Source organism: Streptomyces sp. NPDC001507, assembly GCF_042894765.1.
Taxonomy (GTDB): domain Bacteria; phylum Actinomycetota; class Actinomycetes; order Streptomycetales; family Streptomycetaceae; genus Streptomyces.
Genome location: NZ_JBIAVV010000006.1, coordinates 360,883 through 378,433, shown reverse-complemented (window position 1 = coordinate 378,433; position 17,551 = coordinate 360,883). Strand labels below are relative to the sequence as shown.

Below are 17,551 nucleotides of genomic sequence, written 5' to 3'. Positions count from 1 at the left end.
CGGCCCCACCCCTCAGGCCCCTGAACTCACCAGTGCCTGAGACAACTCGACGGCCACCTGCTGCAGCACCGGCACGATCTTCTCGACCGCCGCCTCGGTCACCCGCCCTGCGGGCCCGGAGATCGAAATGGCGGCCGCGGTCGGCGAGTCCGGCACGGACACCGCCAGGCAGCGCACCCCCACCTCCTGCTCGTTGTCGTCCACGGCGTACCCGAGCTCCCGCACCTCGGCCAGAGCGGCCAGGAACCCCTCCGGCGTGGTGATCGTCCTCTCGGTCGCCGCGGGCATCCCGGTCCGCCCCAGCAGCGCCCGCACCTCGGCATCCGGCACATTCGCCAGCAAGGCCTTGCCCACCCCCGTGGAATGCGGCAACACCCGCCGGCCCACCTCGGTGAACATCCTCATACTGTGCTTCGACGGCACCTGCGCCACGTACACGATCTCGTCCCCGTCGAGCAGCGCCATGTTCGCCGTCTCCCCGGTCTCCTCGACCAGCCGCGCCAGGTACGGCCGCGCCCAGGTGCCGAGCAGCCGGGACGCCGACTCGCCGAGCCGGATCAGCCGGGGGCCGAGCGCGTACCGCCGGTTCGGCTGCTGCCGTACGTAGCCGCAGGCGACCAGCGTCCGCATCAGCCGGTGGATCGTCGGCAACGGCAGCCCGCTGCTCGCGGACAGCTCGCTGAGGCCCACCTCGCCGCCCGCGTCCGCCATCCGCTCCAGCAGATCGAAGGCGCGCTCTAGGGACTGGACGCCGCCGCCGGACTTGGCGGAGTCGGAGGTGCTGGCGCTGGACGTCGGCACGGCGCGTTCCTTTCGGGACTGGCGGGAAGGGCAGAAGCCTACCCGCCGGTCGGTTGACTCCCTGGTGGTACGTAGCTACGTTCTGCTTGCCGGAAGTGTAATTCCGCTTCGTGGAAACGTCCAGAGTGGGCGCCTGCCGGGCCCCCGAGATGCAGTGTGCCCTTGACGGCGCGGGAGCGGGAGTGAAGACTCCTTCAACAGAACGTTGAATTCCGTTGCGTGGGTGTAAATCCCGTTTCGCGGAAGTAAAACGGCGGCAGAGAGAGGGGTCCGGGTGTCCGACGCTGAACTGGTGCTGCGCTCGACGCGCGTCATCACCCCGGAGGGGACACGGGCCGCTTCGGTCGCCGTCTCCGCCGGGACGATCACGGCCGTACTGCCCTACGACGCCCCCGTCCCGGAGGGCGCCCGCCTGGAGGACTTCGGTGACGACGTCCTGCTGCCCGGCTTGGTCGACACCCATGTGCACGTGAACGACCCCGGGCGCACCGAGTGGGAGGGCTTCTGGACCGCCACCCGCGCGGCGGCCGCCGGCGGCATCACCACCCTGGTCGACATGCCGCTCAACTCCCTGCCGCCGACCACGACCGTCGAGAACCTCCGCGTCAAGCAACAGGTCGCCGCGGACAAGGCGCACGTCGACGTCGGCTTCTGGGGCGGCGCGCTGCCCGGCAACGTCAAGGACCTCCGCCCGCTGCACGAGGACGGCGTCTTCGGCTTCAAGGCGTTCCTGTCGCCGTCCGGCGTCGACGAGTTCCCGCACCTCGACCAGGAGCAGCTGGCCCGCTCCCTGGCGGAGATCGCCTCCTTCGACGGCCTGCTGATCGTGCACGCAGAGGACCCGCACCACCTGGCGGCCGCCCCGCAGCAGGGCGGCCCGAAGTACGCCGACTTCCTCGCCTCCCGTCCGCGCGACGCGGAGGACACGGCGATCGCCCAGCTGATCGCCCAGGCGAAACGCCTGCACGCGCGCGTGCACGTCCTGCACCTGTCCTCCTCCGACGCGCTGCCACTGATCGCGGCGGCCAGGGCGGACGGCGTCCGCCTCACCGTCGAGACCTGCCCGCACTACCTCACCCTCACCGCCGAGGAGGTCCCGGACGGCGCCAGCGAGTTCAAGTGCTGCCCGCCCATCCGGGAGGCGGCCAACCAGGACCTGCTCTGGCAGGCCCTGGCCGACGGCACCGTCGACTGCGTGGTCACCGACCACTCGCCCTCCACGGCCGACCTCAAGACGAGTGACTTCGCGACCGCCTGGGGCGGTATCTCCGGCCTCCAGCTCAGCCTCGCCGCCGTGTGGACCGAGGCCCGCAGACGCGGCCACGGCCTCGAGGACGTGGTCCGCTGGATGTCGGCCCGCACGGCCGCGCTCGTCGGCCTCGACGACCGCAAGGGCGCCATCGCGCCCGGGCGTGACGCCGACTTCGCCGTCCTCGCGCCCGACGAGACCTTCACCGTGGACCCGGCGGGCCTGCAGCACCGCAACCGGGTCACCGCCTACGCGGGCAGAACCCTGTACGGCGTCGTGAGGTCCACCTGGCTGCGCGGCGAACGCATCGTCGCGGACGGCGAGTTCACGCCCCCGAAGGGCCACCTCCTCACCCGCACCCCCTGACTCACTTCTTCTCCTCCTTCTCCTCCCGCACCCGCAGCGGCCGACACCGAAAGGAACACCTTTGACGGCGATCCCGACCTTCACCGGCGACGCGCACCCCTACTCCGGCGGCGACCCGTACGCGGACTACCGCACCGCCGACTTCCCCTTCACCCAGTACGCCAACCTCGCCGACCGGCAGCTCGGGGCCGGTGTCATCGCCGCCAACGACGAGTTCTTCGCCCAGCGGGAGAACCTGCTGGTGCCGGGGCGGGCCGAGTTCGACCCCGAGCACTTCGGGCACAAGGGCAAGATCATGGACGGCTGGGAGACGCGCCGCCGCCGCGGGGTCTCGGCCGAGCACCCCTGGCCCACCGCCGAGGACCACGACTGGGCGCTGGTCCGTCTCGGCGCGCCCGGTGTGATCCGCGGGATCGTCGTCGACACGGCCCACTTCCGCGGCAACTACCCGCAGGCGGTGTCCGTCGAGGGCACGTCGGTCGCGGGCTCGCCGTCGCCGGAGGAACTGCTCGGCGGCGACGTGAAGTGGACGACCCTCGTCCCCCGCACCCCCGTCGGCGGCCACGCGGCGAACGGCTTCGCCGTCTCCGTCGAACAGCGCTTCACCCACCTCCGCGTCAACCAGCACCCCGACGGCGGCATCGCGCGCCTGCGCGTGTACGGCGAGGTGGTGCCCGACCCCGAGTGGCTCACCGTGCTCGGCACCTTCGACGTGGCCGCCCTGGAGCACGGCGGCCAGGTGGAGGACGCCTCCAACCTCTTCTACTCGCCCGCGACCAACACCATCCAGCCCGGCCGCTCCCGCAAGATGGACGACGGCTGGGAGACGCGCCGCCGCCGCGACCAGGGCAACGACTGGATCCGCTACCGCCTGGTCACCCAGTCCCAGATCCGGGCGATCGAGATCGACACGGCGTACCTGAAGGGCAACAGCGCGGGCTGGGCGTCCGTGTCGGTACGGGACGGCGAGGACGGCGAGTGGCGGGAGATCCTCCCGCGCACCCGCCTCCAGCCCGACACCGATCACAGATTCGTCCTGGCCTCCCCGGCCGTGGGCACGCACGCGCGCGTGGACATCTTCCCGGACGGCGGAATCTCCCGCCTGCGCCTGTTCGGCACACCGACGGAAGCGGGCGCGGCGGCCCTGACCACAAGGCACCGCGAACTGTCCTGACCCGTCTCCGCCCGACTCGCCTTTCGGGAACCCTTGGCTCTCGTGGGCTGCCGGACCCGGTATCAGCCGTCCGACCGGGGGGAGGCCTTCGCCGCGGGCGTCTCGGACCGTGAGTGGGGACGAGGAGCGTCCTCGGACGGCCCGGCGGACAGGTACGTCGTGCGCACGGTTCCGGCGTCGCTCTCGGCGTTGGACCGGGCGACCGTCCTCGCCTCCAGGAGCTTGGAGGTCTCGGGGTCGATGATCATACGGCTGCTCCCGTACCCCGACTTCAGCTCGACGGCGGTGCCGCCGCGTCCCGCGCTGTCCTTGACGCTTCCGGCCAGGCGCACGTGCGGGATGGCGGCGAGGACCTCGAAGAGCGCGGCCCGCAGACGGGGGCCGGCGGGTGCGTCGGCCAGCAGAGCCTCGATGCCGTTGAAGAGCTGCTCGTCGGCCTCCGTGCCGCCGGAACCGTCGAGGAGCCTCGCCCGGAGAGCCTTCGGCTCCGTCGGAAGTGTCTTCAGGTCGTCCCAGGTGATGGCCCTGCCGCGGGACGGGGGCAGGCCGCCGACGTTCCACGACGTCAGCTCGTGCCGGCCCGGCTGTGCGAGACGGTAACCCGTCGTGGACCGTGCACCGCCGTCGGGCGACAGGGCCCAGCCGTTCGCCAGGCCGGTGAACTCCATGACCTCGCCTTCGCCGGAGGAGGCACGGAGGAAACTGTTCCGGCTGAGCCACTCGGTCGCGGTCTCGGTCCTGGTCCTGGTCCCCGGCACCCCACCGGGAGCCGGGGAGGTCACCGACGTACGCGTCTCGACCTTCCAGTACCGGGCGTCGGAGACCGGCTCGGCGCCCGCGGTGTCCGCCATGCGGTGCAGGAATCCCGCCGCGTCGGCCGAGGCTGCCGGCGGGTTGCCCCCGACACCGATGGTGGGGTAGACGGCCGCGCCCGCCGTGACGGCGGCGACCGCCGCGGCGGAGACCAGGATCCGGCGCCCGCGGTGGCGCGGCCGGGACCCGAAGGGCACCACCGTGGCGCTGTCCGCCGCGGCCGCGCGCACCGCGGTGAGCGCCGCGCCGACGACCGCGGGGCTCGGCGGGGCGACGTCCCCCGCGGCCCGCAGCCGGTCCGCGCCGGGAAAGTCGAGAACATCCAGCTCGTGCCGCTCGTGCCGCTCGTGCTCGGTCATGCGAGATCTCCTGTCAGGGGAAGCGAAGGGGCCGAGCCGAGCGCGGTGCGCAGCCGGGTACGGGCACGGTGCAGCCGGGAGCGGGCCGTGCCCGCCGGGATGCCGACCACGGCCGCGGCCTCCGAGGGCGTGAGCTGCTCCCAGGCGACGAGCAGCAGCAGTTCGCGCTCCACGTGCGGCAGGCCGGCCAGCGTGTCGCGGATCAGCGGCGCGACCGCCGCGGCGTCCAGCCGCTGGTCGACCGCGCGCCACGGGTCGCTGCTCGCCTCGTCCCCGTGAAGCACCCGTCCGTCGTGCTCGTCGCGGCGCCGGTGCGCGGCCAGCACGTTCCTGGCCACACCGAAGAGCCAGCTGCGGAAGGTGCCGCGAGTCGCGTCGTACGTGGCGCGGCCGCTGAATGCCTGCAGCCACACCTCCGCCAGCAGATCGTCCGCGGCGCCCGGCGCCCGGCGCGCGAGGTAGCCGTGCAGCGCTCCCGAATGCCGTACCACCAACTGCTCGAACGCCTCTGGCTCCCGTATCGAGCGGGTGAGTAGATGCTCGTCCGTTTCCACCGGACCTCCCGTCGTCGCCGCGTGAACAGCGGCCCCACCCTGTACTTGTCGCAAGGGGCCCGGAGCGTTCGCCGCGGTGCGAGGAGAAGTCTCGTGCCGCCCGGGTGGGCGGGCGGAGGGAACCGCCGGGCCGTCGGTTACGTTCTCCTCTCGTGACCCTTCAGCAAGAAATCGTCGGCAACGCCATGCAGATGGCCGTCGTCAACCTGCACCCCGGCCAGACCGTGTACTGCGAGGCCGGCAAGTTCCTGTTCAAGACGACGAACGTCACCATGGAGACGCGGCTGAGCGGCCCCAACGGCGGCGGTCAGCAGCAGGGCGGCGGTGGCGGCATGGGCGGCATGCTGCGCCAGGCCATGGGCACCGCCATGCAGGTCGGCCAGCGCATGCTCGCCGGTGAGTCCCTGGCGTTCCAGTACTTCAGCGCGCAGGGCGGGGAAGGCACCGTCGGCTTCGCCGGCGTACTGCCCGGCGAGATGCGCGCCCTGGAGCTCAACGGCACGCGTGCGTGGTTCGCCGAGAAGGACGCCTTCGTGGCGGCCGAGTCCACCGTCGAGTTCGGCATCGCCTTCCAGGGCGGCCGTACCGGCATGAGCGGCGGCGAGGGCTTCATCCTGGAGAAGTTCACCGGCCACGGCACGGTGATCATCGCCGGCGCAGGCAACTTCATCGACCTGAACCCCGCCGACTTCGGCGGCCGCATCGAGGTCGACACGGGCTGCGTCGTCGCCTTCGAGGAGGGCATCCAGTACGGCGTCCAGCGCGTCGGCGGCCTCAACCGTCAGGGCCTCATGAACGCCGTCTTCGGCGGCGAGGGACTCTCCCTGGCCACCCTGGAGGGCAACGGCCGGGTGATCCTGCAGTCCCTCACCATCGAGAGCCTCGCCAACGCCTTGAAGAAGGCCCAGGGCGGCGACAAGCAGGGCCCGACCGGCGGACTGTTCTCCACGCACACGGGCTGAGGGCGCACCGGAGACCGGCCGGACGACGAGTTTCCGGTGGCCCAGGGGCCTGAACCGACGACAACGGACCGCACCCCAGGTCACCGTCGTGCCGCACCACTGCGATCGTGGCGCCGAGTTCCTCCATGACTTCGCGGCGCAGGGCCGCTTCGAGGTCGGCGGCGTAGCCTTCGACGCCGCCACCGACCGTCGTGCAACAGGCCGGGCAAGAGGGCGCCCGGCCCGGTGAGGAGCCCGAACCGGCCGCCGTGCCCCTCACCGTGGGGGGTGAGGGGCACGGCGGCCCCGGGCGGACAGGGGCCGGAATCCCTGAGGGGCGCACCGTTCCTGGCGTCGGCCGGCGGGTGGATCAGCAGCCGAAGTCGACGAGGTCGAACGTGACGTAGTGGTCGGAGGTGCAGTAGTCCTCCTGGTACTCCTCGCCCGTGATGATGCGGCGCGCACCGCGGGTGGAGGAGCCCGGCGTCTTCACGGTGTACTCGTGGTAGTAGCCGGTGGGCTCGCTCGGCAGCACGCCCTCCTGGTTGCGGAAGACGGTCCCGTCCTGGGAGTAGGGGAACGGACCGCCCGACGCGATCAGGTCGAGCGTGTCGTACGCCTGCGCCGGCAGGTCGCTGTAGCAGATACTGCCGACCGAGGCGGCAGCGGCGTCCGCCGTGACGGCGGAGACGGTGCCGCCCACGAGGAGGGCGGACAGCAGGGCGCCCGCAGCGCCGATACGGGTGATTCGTGGGGGAATCTCATGGGCCCATGATGACGCGCGTAGAGTATGGCATGTCAATGACAAGTTGAAAGAATTACCCGTCAAGTCCCGTTCGTTTTCGCGAAGTTAACCTGGGCCGCGGCGCCTTCGCGGACCCCTCAGCCGGTCAGGCGGCGCCGCCACCAGAGGTCGGAACCCCACTGCCGGTCAGCGGCGAACGGATCGGGCAGCGTGCGTTCGACGTACCGGGCGTCAAGGGCTCGCACTTGGCTCGCCAGTTGGGCGCGAGGCCGGGGCGGCACCTGCCGCAGAACCTCCGCGAGCACGTCGCGGGCGTGCCGCACGTCGTCGAAGGAGCAGCCTCGGCACGAACACTCCGCGTTCTGCGGATACCGGGGCCGTCGTCCGGGCGGCTGCAGAAACGCCCGGTACCGGCGCAGCGCACGGTCGGTGACGCCGGGGTGGACGTGGTAGTCGCCCGAGAGCCTCTCCACTCGGTCTATGGCGACGCTGGTGCGGGCGGAGAGCCCGTGGATCCGTTCCGGGGGCAGGGGGGACCACTCGGCACGGGGCAACCGTTCAGCGCGCAGCGCGCCGGGGCGCCTACGCGGCATCGGCCTTTCGGTACGAGGACATGGGCGACATCATGCCGGCAACTCCGGTCCGGGCGCCGGGGTACCTGTTGATGCCGCCCCGGCTACATCGCCGTCGCCGCTCGGCTTTCCGACCGGTGGGTGTCCTCCTCCGCGTCACGGTCCACGCATTTCGCCAGGCAGCGGGTGCGGGAGAGGGTGACGACGCCGTACGAGAGGAGGGCGACCCCGAAAAGGGCCGGCACGACCCACATGCCGTGGCGGGGTGTCTCCGCGTAGAGGGTGACTCCGAGACAGAAGCTGACCACGGCGTCGCCGAGGGTGAGTGCCGGCTGGGAGGCGATGAGGGGGCCTCCCTGCATGGCGTAGCCGAGCAGGATGATGGAGAACGAGCCGACGAGTGCGAAGCCGTAGGTCTGCCACGCGAGGAAGAACGCGGGGGCTCCCTGCCGGGACAGGATGTGCGTCGCGGACTTCACCAGGGCCGCCGTGAGCGCGTTGCCGACGGCGGCGGCCGCGGCCAGGCAGGCCGCGCGGGCCAGGCCGTGCGGTCGGCGCAGGCCGACGAGGACGAGCGCGGCGCCGGCCGCGCCCGTGACGGCGATCGTGGGCACCCACCACACGCCGGGGACCTGGGCGCGTCCGCCGGAGGGAGCGGCGGAGAAGAGGCTGATGGCCAGCCCCGCGAAGATCGCGGCGACGCATCCCCACGCCTTCCGGGAGACCCGGACCCGGAAGACGAGGCTGCCGAAGACGAGCGCGAGCGGCAGTTCGAGGATGAAGACCGGCTGGACGGCGGCCAGGGTCCCGAAGTTGAGCGCGAGTGCCTGGAACAGGGCCGAGCCGATCACTCCGAGGATTCCGCCGAGCCAGACGGGATTGCGCAGCAGGCTCCCGACGAGGGCGAGGGGGGAGCGGGATTCGGGCGTGGCCGTGGCGGCACGTCGCTGCAGGACCGTGCCCCATGCGTTGCTGGCAGCGGCGAGCACGGCACAGGTGAACGCGACAATCATGTCGATCGCATCGCTTCCGGGAGTGTCGGCCGCGTTCCGCGGGCGCGGCGCCGCGGCCCGGGAAGTGCCCCGGGGCCGGCGGTCCGGATGCGGTTCGCGACGGGGAACGGCGAAAGGGTGAGCGGTGCGCTCGTTCCAAGTGTCCGGCCGGAGCGCGGGGCGGGCGAACGGTGACGCCTTCGTCGCCGTCGCCGCAGCCGCCGCCTGCGGGCCGGTCTCAGGCCCGGTGGTACTGGACGGGCGCGCCGACGCTGCCGCCGAGCTGGTCCGCGGCGTGCCGGGCCCAGTAGGGGTTGCGCAGGAGTTCCCGCCCCAGCAGGACCGCGTCGGCGCTGCCGGAGGCGACGACCTTGTCGGCCTGCGCGGGCTCGGTGATCAGGCCCACGGCGGCGACGGGCATGCCGGTCTCGTTGCGGACGCGGTCGGCGAAGGGGACCTGGTAGCCGGGGCCGCTCGTGATCTTCGCGTCGGGGACGATGCCGCCGGTGGAGATGTCCATCAGATCGACGCCGTGCGCCAGCAGTTCCCTGGCGAGGCGGACGGTGTCGTCGGCGGTCCAGCCCGTCCGCCCGTCCTCGGGGTTCTCCGACAGCCAGTCGGTCGCCGAGATGCGGAAGAACACCGGCAGCTCCTCGGGCCACACGGCGCGCACGGCGTCGACGACCTCCAGGGCGAAGCGGATCCGGCCCTCGAAGGAACCGCCGTACTCGTCGGTGCGCCGGTTGCTCTGCGGGGAGAGGAACTGGTGGATCAGGTAGCCGTGGGCACCGTGGATCTCGGCGATCTGGAAACCGGCCGCGCGGGCGCGTACGGCGGCGTCGGCGAACTGCTGGACGATCTCGCGGATGCCGTCCGTGGTCAGCTCCTCGGGCACCGTCGACGTCTCGTCGAAGGCCACCGCGCTGGGGCCCACCGGCGTCCAGCCGTGCGGCTCGTCCGGGGCGATCGGGCGCCCGCGGTCGACCCAGGTGCGCTCGGTCGACGCCTTGCGCCCCGCGTGCGCCAGCTGGATCCCGGGGACCGTGCCCTGCGACTTCAGGAAGGCGGTGATGCGCCGGAAGGCGGCGACCTGCTCGTCGTTCCAGATGCCGAGGTCGTAGGGGGAGATCCGGCCCTCGGGGCTGACGGCCGCGGCCTCGGTGATGATCAGACCGGTGCCGCCGGCCGCGCGTGCGGCCAGGTGGGAGAAGTGCCAGTCCGTCGGGACGCCGGCCGCCGCACCGTCCGGCTCCGCGCTGTACTGGCACATCGCCGCCATCCAGATGCGGTTGGGGATCGTCAGCGACTTGAGGTCGAAGGGGGTGAAGAGCGGGTTCAACACGCGACTCCTTGGGAGGTCCATCGGTGGGTGCCGTGCGGTCGGGCCGTCGGCGACGGTCCTCTCGCCCGGCACAGGACTCATAATTGCATGCGCGGGTATTTTATTTCCGCCCACTATCGGCACTCGCATATATATCCCTGTGACTCACCCGCCACCCGGCCTCCGGCTCCCCGCGGCGGCGAACAGCGCGCACGCCGGCACGATCAGCGCGACGCTCGCGTAGACGCCGTAGGCGTCGAGGAAGGCAAGCCGCCGCAGGACACCCACCCGCCAGTGGGTGAACTCGTGCACCAGCCCCAGCACACCCTGTGCCAGGGCGAGGAATCCGAACAGTTCCAACAACCGTTTCACGGCACGACCCTCGCCCCGCGTCCTCCCCCCCGCACCATCGGCCGTGGGGCCGGCCACGCCCGCCGGAAGACCCTCCGCACGAGCGCGTGGCGCACCGAAAGTCCACACGGGCACAACTTTGGTCGACGATCCCGTGCGCGAGTAGGTGACACGGACCGGTCCTGCGTAGATTTGTCGACCGTGAGCGGTGACATCTCCATACGGACGTTCGAGGGGCGGCGGTGGCTGTTCCCCTCCGCCGTGATCCATGAACTGGACCCCGAGGCCGGTCCGGCCGGCCGTCGGCCCCGGCGCACCGCGCGTGACTGGCTCGTCGACTTCAGCTGTTTCCTGCTGGCCGTCCTCCTCGGCGCGGCCGCCGCCAACACCATGCGCCAGGACCCGAACGTCCCGCACGGCCTCGCCGTCGCCGACCAGCTGATCGGCGGTCTGGCCTGCGCCGCGGTCTGGCTGCGCCGCCGCTGGCCGACCGGTCTGGCCATCGCCATGATCCCGGTCAGCTTCGCCTCCGACACCGCGGGCGGCGCCTCCATGGTCGCGCTGTTCACCCTCGCCGTGCACCGCCCGTTCCGGCACGTCGCCTGGATCACCGCCGCCAACCTCGTGCTGGTCCCGCTCTTCTACTGGCTGCGACCCGACCCCGACCTGCCCTACCTGGCCGTCGTGATCCTCGTCGTGCTGCTCACCCTCCTGGTGGTCAGCCTCGGCATGTTCGTGCGCTCGAAGCGGCAGCTGATGGTCAGCCTGCGCGACCGGGCCCGGCGGGCCGAGACCGAGGCCGGGCTGCGCGCCGAGCGGGCCCAGCGGCTGGCCCGGGAGGCCATCGCCCGCGAGATGCACGACGTCCTCGCCCACCGGCTGACCCTGCTCAGCGTGCACGCCGGGGCGCTGGAGTTCCGGCCCGACGCGCCCCGGGAGGAGGTGGCACGGGCGGCCGGGGTCATCCGGGAGAGCGCCCACGAGGCCCTCCAGGACCTGCGCGAGATCATCGGTGTGCTGCGCGCCGCCGACGGCGACGAGGCGGGCGGCCGGCCGCAGCCGACCCTGGCCGCACTGGAGTCACTGGTCGCCGAATCACGAGGAGCCGGCATGAAGGTGGTGCTGGACAACCACGTCGGCGACCCGGCCGCCGTCCCCGCCTCCGTCGGCCGCACCGCCTACCGGATCGCCCAGGAGGGCCTCACCAACGCCCGCAAGCACGCCCCCGGCGCCGAGGTCACCGTCCGCGTCACCGGCGCCCCGGGCGACGGCCTGGACATCACCGTGCACAACCCCGCCCCCGCGACCGAGGCCCCGCACGTCCCCGGCTCCGGCCAGGGCCTGATCGGCCTCACCGAACGCGCCACGCTGGCCGGGGGGCGGCTGGAGCACCGGTCCGTCGGCGACGGCGGCTTCGAGGTGCGCGCCTGGCTGCCCTGGGCCGCCCCCTCCCCGGCCGCATGACGAGCGGGCGACCGGGCACGTGCCTCCTGACCCGCGTGATTACGTAGGCGCCATGACCACGATCAGACTGCTGCTCGTCGACGACGATCCGCTGGTGCGCGCCGGGCTCGCCCTCATGATGGGCGGGGCCGGGGACATCGAGATCGTCGGGGAGGGCGCCGACGGCGACGAGGTCGAGGCGCTCGTGGACCGCACCCGCCCGGACGTCGTGCTGATGGACATCCGGATGCCTTCCGTGGACGGACTCACCGCCACCGAGCGGCTCCGCGCGCGTGCCGACGCCCCGCAGGTCGTCGTCCTCACCACGTTCCACGCCGACGAACAGGTGTTGCACGCCCTGCGCGCGGGAGCCGCCGGGTTCGTCCTCAAGGACACCCCGCCCGCCGAGATCGTCGCCGCGGTCCGCCGGGTCGCGGCCGGCGACCCCGTGCTGTCGCCCGCCGTCACCCGGCAGCTGATGGCGCACGCGGCCGGCACCCGCGCGGACACCCGGCAGGCACGCGCGCGCGACCGGCTCGCCGCCCTCAACGACCGCGAGCGCGAGGTCGCCGTCGCCGTCGGCCGGGGCCTCGCCAACGCCGAGATCGCCACCGGCCTCTTCATGAGCGTCGCCACCGTCAAGACCCACGTCTCCCGCATCCTGGCCAAGCTCGGCCTCAACAACCGCGTCCAGATCGCCCTGCTGGCGTACGACGCGGGACTGCTGGAGGAATAGGGCGCCTGCGGGGCACCTGTGGGGCGGCCCGTGCGTTCTCCGGGTACGGGACGGCCTCGGGGACCTCCTGAAGGGGGAGCAGAGCATGCAGGTGACCGACCTCGGCGAGTACGGCGACGGTCTGCGCACGGACCCGCACACGGTGTACGCCCGGCTGCGCGAGCGCGGCCCGGTGCACCGGGTGCGGTGGCCGCTTCCGGACCAGTACCACGAGACCTGGCTGGTCGTGGGCTACCAGGAGGCGCGCGCGGCGCTCGCCGACCCCAGACTGGCCAAGGACACCGAGAAGATCGGCTTCAAATTCCTCGACGAGGAACTGATCGGCAAGTACCTGCTGGTCGCCGACCCGCCCCAGCACACCAGGCTGCGCGGCCTGATCACGCGCGCGTTCACCGCCCGCCGGGTGGCCGGTCTCGAGCCGAGGATCCAGGAGATCACGGACCAGCTGCTCGACGAGATGCTGCCGCGCGGCCGCGCCGACCTGGTCGACGCCTTCGCCTACCCGCTGCCCATCACGGTGATCAGCGAACTGCTCGGCGTCCCGGAGCTGGACCGCGAGCGGTTCCGGAAACTGTCCAACGAGGTGGTCGCGCCCAGCGATCCGGGCAGCGAGTACGACTCCTTCGCCGCGCTCGCCGACTACCTGGCGGAGCTGATCGAGGACAAGCGGTGCGCGGGCCCGAGCGGCGACCTGCTCAGCGACCTGATCCGCACCACCGCCGAGGACGGCGACCGGCTCTCTGTCGCAGAGCTGCGCGGCATGGCCTTCGTCCTGCTGATCGCCGGCCACGAGACCACCGTCAACCTCATCGGCAACGGCGTCCTCGCCCTGCTCACCCACCCGGACCAACTGGCCGCCCTGCGCGCCGACATGAGCCTCCTGGACGGCGCGATCGAGGAGACCCTGCGCTGGGAGGGCCCGGTGGAGAACGCCACGTACCGGTACGCCGCCGAGCCCCTGGAGATCGCCGGCACCGCCATCGACCGGGGCGACCCCGTGATGATCAGCCTCGCCGGCGCCGACCGCGACGGTGACCGCTACCCCGAGCCCGACCGCTTCGACATCCGCCGCGACCACCGCGGGCACCTCGCCTTCGGCCACGGCATCCACTACTGCCTGGGCGCACCCCTGGCCCGCCTGGAGGGCCGGATCGCCCTGCGCACCCTCCTGGAGCGCGCTCCGGACCTCGCCCTGGACGGCCCGCACGGGCAATGGCTGCCGGGCACCCTGATGAGAGGGGTCCGCAGCCTCCCCGTGCGCTGGTAGCCGCGGCCGGGGCGGCCGCCGCCGGGGCGGTCGCCGCCGGTCAGGCCAGGCGGTCCGGGATCTCCGCGAGCGCCACCGGCCTGCGCTCGTGCCGGGAGATCTCGCAGGCCTCCGCGATCCGCAGCGCCTGGAGCGCCTCGCGCCCGTCGCAGGGGTTGGCCAGCTGGCCCCGCACCACGTCGACGAAGGCGCACAGCTCGGCTTCGTAGGCGGGCCCGAACCGCTCCAGGAAACCGGGCCAGGGCTTGTCCGCGGGCGGCGGCCCGGTCGGCTCGGTCGAGGCCACCGGCGTACGGTCGTCCAGGCCGACCACCACGGTGTCCCGCTCGCCGGCCAGCTCCATCCGCACGTCGTACCCGGCGCCGTTCAGCCGGGTCCCGGTCGCCGTGGCCAGCGTGCCGTCGGCGAGGGTGAGCACCGCCGCGCCGGTGTCGACGTCACCGGCCTCGCGGAACATCGCGGGCCCCGCGTCCGAGCCGGTCGCGTACACGTCCACGACCTCCCGCCCGGTCACCCAGCGCAGCACGTCGAAGTCGTGGATCAGCGTGTCCCGGAACAGCCCGCCGGACAGCGGCAGCCACTCCGGCGGGGGCGGGGACTGGTCGGAGGTCAGCGCCCGTACGGTGTGCAGCCGCCCGAGCCGCCCCGAGCGCACCGCCTCGCGCGCACCCGCGTACCCCTTGTCGAAGCGCCGCTGGAAGCCCATCTGCAGCACCGTCCCGGCGTTCTCCACCTCCGCCAGGGCCTGCAGCGTGCCCGGCAGATCGAGGGCGATCGGCTTCTCGCAGAAGACCGGCAGCCCGGAACGGGCCGCCCGGCCGATCAGGTCGGCGTGGGCCGAGGTCGTGGCGGTGATCACCACGGCGTCCACACCCCACTTGAAGATCTCGTCCGTCCCGGGTGCCGCCGTCTCCCCGAGCCGGTGCGCCAGATCCTGGGCCCGCTGGGGATCCACGTCCGTGAGGATCAGCGATCCGACCTCGCGATTACGGCTGAGCGTGTTCGCGTGAATGGTGCCGATGCGGCCCGTCCCGATGACCCCGATGCGCATGGGAACAAGGTGCTGGTGCACCCCGCGCGCTGTCAATCCGTATGTCCGGACAATCGAACTACACAACTTCCCGTCAACCCGTCACGGAGATACGCTCGGCCCCGTGCCGAAACCAGATGTGGACCCGACCGTGACGCTCGAGCTCAGTGTGGACCGGAGTTCCCCGGTCCCGTTGTACTTCCAGCTCGCCCAGCAGCTGGAAGCGGCGATCGAGCACGGCTCGCTCACCCCCGGCAGCCTGCTGGGCAACGAGATCGAGCTCGCCGCACGGCTCGGCCTGTCCCGTCCGACGGTCCGCCAGGCCATCCAGTCCCTCGTGGACAAGGGCCTGCTCGTCCGCCGCCGGGGTGTCGGCACCCAGGTCGTGCACAGCCAGGTCAAGCGCCCGCTGGAACTCAGCAGCCTCTACGACGACCTGGAGTCGGCCGGCCAGCGCCCCGCGACGAAGGTGCTGGTCAACACCGTCGTGCCGGCGACCGCCGAGGTCGCGGCCGCGCTCGGGGTCGCCGAGGCCGCCGACGTGCACCGCGTCGAGCGGCTGCGGCTGGCGCACGGCGAGCCCATGGCGTACCTGACCAACCACCTGCCCCCCGGCCTGCTCGACCTGGACACCGCCCAGCTGGAGGCGACCGGCCTGTACCGGCTGATGCGGACCGCCGGGATCACCCTGCACAGCGCCCGCCAGTCCATCGGCGCGCGCGGCGCCACGGCCGCCGAGGCGGACCGGCTCGCCGAGCCGGAGGGCGCCCCGCTGCTCACCATGCAGCGCACCACCTACGACGACACCGGCCGCGCCGTCGAGTTCGGCGACCACATCTACCGCCCGACCCGCTACTCCTTCGAGTTTCAGCTGCTGGTGCGGTCCTGAGGATGCTGACGTTCTGGTTCTAATGTCCGGACAATGTGACCGACGTATCCCGGCGGGCGGCGGTGACCCGGACTCTCCACGCCACGAGCCGCAGCGCCCCGAAAGGGGCGCGGGGAACTGCGCGACCAGCCACAACGGACGGGCACCCGGCCGCGGTGCTCGCCCCTCCTTATCTCCCGCGAACGGCACCCTTTCTCGCGGTGAGGCACAATCAAGCCCGATGAGCACCTACCGCGACCTCACCGCCCCCATCGGCTCCCGCCGTGCCCCCGTCCTGCGGACCGTCGGCACCCGGGAACGCCGCTCCCACCTGACGGCCCCCCGCGTGCCCACGGTCGGCATCGACATCGGCGGCACCAAGGTCATGGCGGGCGTCGTGGACGCCGACGGCAACATCCTGGAGAAGCTCCGCACGGAGACCCCGGACAAGTCCAAGAGCCCGAAGGTCGTCGAGGACACGATCGTCGAACTGGTCCTGGACCTGTCCGACCGGCACGACGTGCACGCCGTCGGCATCGGCGCGGCCGGCTGGGTCGACGCCGACCGCAACCGCGTGCTGTTCGCCCCCCACCTGTCCTGGCGGAACGAGCCGCTGCGCGACCGCCTCGCCGGCCGGCTCGCCGTGCCCGTCCTGGTCGACAACGACGCCAACGCCGCCGCCTGGGCCGAGTGGCGGTTCGGCGCCGGCCGCGGCGAGGACCACCTCGTCATGATCACGCTCGGCACCGGCATCGGGGGCGCGATCCTGGAGGACGGCCAGGTCAAGCGCGGCAAGTACGGCGTCGCCGGCGAGTTCGGCCACATGCAGGTGGTGCCCGGCGGCCACCGCTGCCCGTGCGGCAACCGCGGCTGCTGGGAGCAGTACAGCTCCGGCAACGCGCTGGTCCGCGAGGCCAAGGAGCTGGCCGCCGCCGACTCCCCGGTGGCCTACGGGATCATCGAGCACGTCAAGGGCAACATCGGCGAGATCTCCGGCCCGATGATCACCGAGCTGGCCCGCGAGGGCGACGCGATGTGCGTCGAACTGCTCCAGGACATCGGCCAGTGGCTCGGCGTCGGCATCGCCAACCTCGCCGCCGCCCTCGACCCCTCCTGCTTCGTGATCGGCGGTGGCGTCAGCGCCGCCGACGACCTGCTGATCGGCCCCGCGCGGGACGCCTTCAAGCGCCAGCTGACCGGCCGCGGCTACCGCCCCGAGGCCCGGATCGCCCGCGCCCAGCTCGGTCCCGAGGCCGGCATGGTCGGCGCCGCCGACCTCGCCCGCCTGGTCGCCCGCCGGTTCCGGCGCGCCAAGCGGCGCCGGGTCGAGCGGTACGAGCGCTACGAGCGGTTCGCGGAGGCCCGCCGTACCCGGGACACCGCATGACCGCTTCGCTGCCCCGGCAGGCCGCGTCCCCGGAGGAACCGCAGCGTCCGCCCGAGACCCCGGGGCACAAGGCCCGCCGCCGGGCGCTGACGCTGCTGATCATCGTGCTGCTCATCGGCGTGCCGGCCGGCTATCTGGTGATCTCCGCCGCCCAGAGCCGCAACAGCGGCAAGGACAAGGAGTCCAAGTACTCGGCGACCGGCCTCTCCGAGGGCTGGCCGTCGAAGGTGCAGCGCCGCCTCTACCAGGTCCCGGTCCCGCACCCGGCCGACCGGATCGCGTACTACGAGACGAACAACTGGAAGACCAGCCGTCTCTACGTCCAGTTCCGCACCAACAGCGCCGGACTGGACAGCTTCCTGGCGGGCATGGGCGTCGACCGGGACGCGCTGAAGAAGGACGACATCAGCATCAGCTCGCGCGACCAGAAGGTCAGCGGCTGGAAGTTCACCGGCCCCGGGACCTGGTCGGGCCTGACGCACAAGCAGAAGAACCCGGCGCCCACCCAGGACGTGGTCGTGAACACCGCCGACCCGGACTACCCGATGATCTACGTCGTCTCCCGCACCGTCCCGTAGCGGC

Annotated in this window: 19 protein-coding genes; 9 read left to right on the top strand and 10 right to left on the bottom strand. The window is 72.4% G+C overall.

The window, feature by feature from the left end; genetic code table 11:
• Positions 1–12 precede the first annotated feature (12 nt).
• The gene (locus ACFY0K_RS21785) at positions 13–801 is read right to left on the bottom strand and encodes an IclR family transcriptional regulator (RefSeq protein ID WP_390641198.1); all 789 of its coding nucleotides are present in this window, start codon (positions 799–801) and stop codon (positions 13–15) included.
• Between the two features lie 274 nt (positions 802–1,075).
• Between ACFY0K_RS21785 and allB the strand changes: the two genes are divergently transcribed.
• Both allB and alc read left to right on the top strand, forming a co-directional pair.
• Positions 1,076–2,416: an allantoinase AllB gene (gene allB, locus ACFY0K_RS21780; RefSeq protein WP_390641197.1), complete on the top strand. Its 1,341-nt coding sequence runs from the start codon at positions 1,076–1,078 to the stop codon at positions 2,414–2,416.
• Between the two features lie 61 nt (positions 2,417–2,477).
• Entirely contained in the window at positions 2,478–3,590 is a 1,113-nt protein-coding gene (gene alc / locus ACFY0K_RS21775) for an allantoicase (RefSeq protein ID WP_390641196.1), read from the top strand.
• 62 nt (positions 3,591–3,652) lie between these two features.
• Here alc and ACFY0K_RS21770 read toward each other — a convergent pair whose 3' ends face one another.
• Entirely contained in the window at positions 3,653–4,762 is a 1,110-nt protein-coding gene (locus tag ACFY0K_RS21770; protein WP_390641195.1) for a CU044_5270 family protein, read from the bottom strand.
• Positions 4,759–5,316: an RNA polymerase sigma factor gene (locus ACFY0K_RS21765; protein WP_390641194.1), complete on the bottom strand. Its 558-nt coding sequence runs from the start codon at positions 5,314–5,316 to the stop codon at positions 4,759–4,761. The genes ACFY0K_RS21770 and ACFY0K_RS21765 overlap by 4 nt, the downstream gene beginning before the upstream one ends.
• 152 nt (positions 5,317–5,468) lie before the next feature.
• On the opposite strand from ACFY0K_RS21765, the gene ACFY0K_RS21760 reads away from it, so the two are divergent.
• Entirely contained in the window at positions 5,469–6,278 is an 810-nt protein-coding gene (locus ACFY0K_RS21760; protein WP_390641193.1) for an AIM24 family protein, read from the top strand.
• On the opposite strand, the gene ACFY0K_RS21755 is transcribed toward ACFY0K_RS21760, so the two are convergent.
• From ACFY0K_RS21755 to ACFY0K_RS21730, 6 genes are all read right to left on the bottom strand, one after another.
• Positions 6,184–6,537, bottom strand: coding sequence for an NUDIX domain-containing protein (locus ACFY0K_RS21755; RefSeq protein ID WP_390641192.1), 354 nt, complete (start codon positions 6,535–6,537; stop codon positions 6,184–6,186). The two genes, ACFY0K_RS21760 and ACFY0K_RS21755, sit on opposite strands and share 95 nt — an antisense overlap.
• Before the next feature lie 90 nt (positions 6,538–6,627).
• Positions 6,628–7,017, bottom strand: a complete 390-nt coding sequence (locus tag ACFY0K_RS21750) for a ribonuclease domain-containing protein (RefSeq protein WP_390641387.1) — start codon at positions 7,015–7,017, stop codon at positions 6,628–6,630.
• Positions 7,018–7,139: 122 nt separating this feature from the next.
• On the bottom strand, positions 7,140–7,595 hold the full coding sequence (locus tag ACFY0K_RS21745; protein WP_390641191.1) for a hypothetical protein: 456 nt from the start codon (positions 7,593–7,595) through the stop codon (positions 7,140–7,142).
• 83 nt (positions 7,596–7,678) lie between these two features.
• A complete protein-coding gene (locus ACFY0K_RS21740) occupies positions 7,679–8,587 on the bottom strand; it encodes a DMT family transporter (RefSeq protein ID WP_390641190.1) in 909 nt (302 codons plus the stop codon).
• Between the two features lie 217 nt (positions 8,588–8,804).
• A complete protein-coding gene (locus tag ACFY0K_RS21735) occupies positions 8,805–9,905 on the bottom strand; it encodes an NADH:flavin oxidoreductase/NADH oxidase (protein ID WP_390641386.1) in 1,101 nt (366 codons plus the stop codon).
• A gap of 147 nt (positions 9,906–10,052) precedes the next feature.
• Positions 10,053–10,259 (bottom strand): hypothetical protein, encoded by a 207-nt coding sequence (locus ACFY0K_RS21730; protein ID WP_390641189.1) that lies wholly within the window; start codon positions 10,257–10,259, stop codon positions 10,053–10,055.
• A 171-nt stretch (positions 10,260–10,430) separates the two neighbouring features.
• On the opposite strand from ACFY0K_RS21730, the gene ACFY0K_RS21725 reads away from it, so the two are divergent.
• From ACFY0K_RS21725 to ACFY0K_RS21715, 3 genes are all read left to right on the top strand, one after another.
• On the top strand, positions 10,431–11,702 hold the full coding sequence (locus tag ACFY0K_RS21725) for a histidine kinase (protein WP_390641188.1): 1,272 nt from the start codon (positions 10,431–10,433) through the stop codon (positions 11,700–11,702).
• Between the two features lie 52 nt (positions 11,703–11,754).
• Entirely contained in the window at positions 11,755–12,417 is a 663-nt protein-coding gene (locus ACFY0K_RS21720; protein ID WP_388598647.1) for a response regulator, read from the top strand.
• A gap of 85 nt (positions 12,418–12,502) precedes the next feature.
• Positions 12,503–13,684, top strand: a complete 1,182-nt coding sequence (locus ACFY0K_RS21715; protein WP_390641187.1) for a cytochrome P450 — start codon at positions 12,503–12,505, stop codon at positions 13,682–13,684.
• A 40-nt stretch (positions 13,685–13,724) separates the two neighbouring features.
• On the opposite strand, the gene ACFY0K_RS21710 is transcribed toward ACFY0K_RS21715, so the two are convergent.
• Entirely contained in the window at positions 13,725–14,735 is a 1,011-nt protein-coding gene (locus ACFY0K_RS21710; protein ID WP_390641186.1) for a Gfo/Idh/MocA family oxidoreductase, read from the bottom strand.
• A gap of 130 nt (positions 14,736–14,865) precedes the next feature.
• Between ACFY0K_RS21710 and ACFY0K_RS21705 the strand changes: the two genes are divergently transcribed.
• The 3 genes from ACFY0K_RS21705 (at position 14,866) to ACFY0K_RS21695 (ending at position 17,547) form a co-directional block, all read left to right on the top strand.
• Positions 14,866–15,603 carry a GntR family transcriptional regulator gene (locus tag ACFY0K_RS21705; RefSeq protein ID WP_390641385.1) on the top strand — a complete coding sequence of 246 codons (738 nt, stop codon included), beginning with the start codon at positions 14,866–14,868 and terminating at the stop codon, positions 15,601–15,603.
• Positions 15,604–15,823: 220 nt separating this feature from the next.
• Positions 15,824–16,969 carry an ROK family glucokinase gene (locus ACFY0K_RS21700; protein WP_390641185.1) on the top strand — a complete coding sequence of 382 codons (1,146 nt, stop codon included), beginning with the start codon at positions 15,824–15,826 and terminating at the stop codon, positions 16,967–16,969.
• Positions 16,966–17,547, top strand: a complete 582-nt coding sequence (locus ACFY0K_RS21695; RefSeq protein WP_390641184.1) for a sugar kinase — start codon at positions 16,966–16,968, stop codon at positions 17,545–17,547. Before ACFY0K_RS21700 ends, ACFY0K_RS21695 begins: the two co-directional genes overlap by 4 nt.
• The last annotated feature ends 4 nt before the right edge of the window (positions 17,548–17,551 follow it).

Excerpts from the sequence above, each read along its gene's own strand:
- ACFY0K_RS21745 (WP_390641191.1), bottom strand. The coding sequence starts at position 7,595 with ATGCCGCGTAGGCGCCCCGGCGCGCTGCGCGCTGAACGGTTGCCCCGT.
- ACFY0K_RS21720 (WP_388598647.1), top strand. The coding sequence starts at position 11,755 with ATGACCACGATCAGACTGCTGCTCGTCGACGACGATCCGCTGGTGCGC.
- ACFY0K_RS21695 (WP_390641184.1), top strand. The coding sequence starts at position 16,966 with ATGACCGCTTCGCTGCCCCGGCAGGCCGCGTCCCCGGAGGAACCGCAG.
- ACFY0K_RS21715 (WP_390641187.1), top strand. The coding sequence starts at position 12,503 with ATGCAGGTGACCGACCTCGGCGAGTACGGCGACGGTCTGCGCACGGAC.
- ACFY0K_RS21740 (WP_390641190.1), bottom strand. The coding sequence starts at position 8,587 with ATGATTGTCGCGTTCACCTGTGCCGTGCTCGCCGCTGCCAGCAACGCA.
- ACFY0K_RS21770 (WP_390641195.1), bottom strand. The coding sequence starts at position 4,762 with ATGACCGAGCACGAGCGGCACGAGCGGCACGAGCTGGATGTTCTCGAC.
- ACFY0K_RS21700 (WP_390641185.1), top strand. The coding sequence starts at position 15,824 with ATGAGCACCTACCGCGACCTCACCGCCCCCATCGGCTCCCGCCGTGCC.
- ACFY0K_RS21710 (WP_390641186.1), bottom strand. The coding sequence starts at position 14,735 with ATGCGCATCGGGGTCATCGGGACGGGCCGCATCGGCACCATTCACGCG.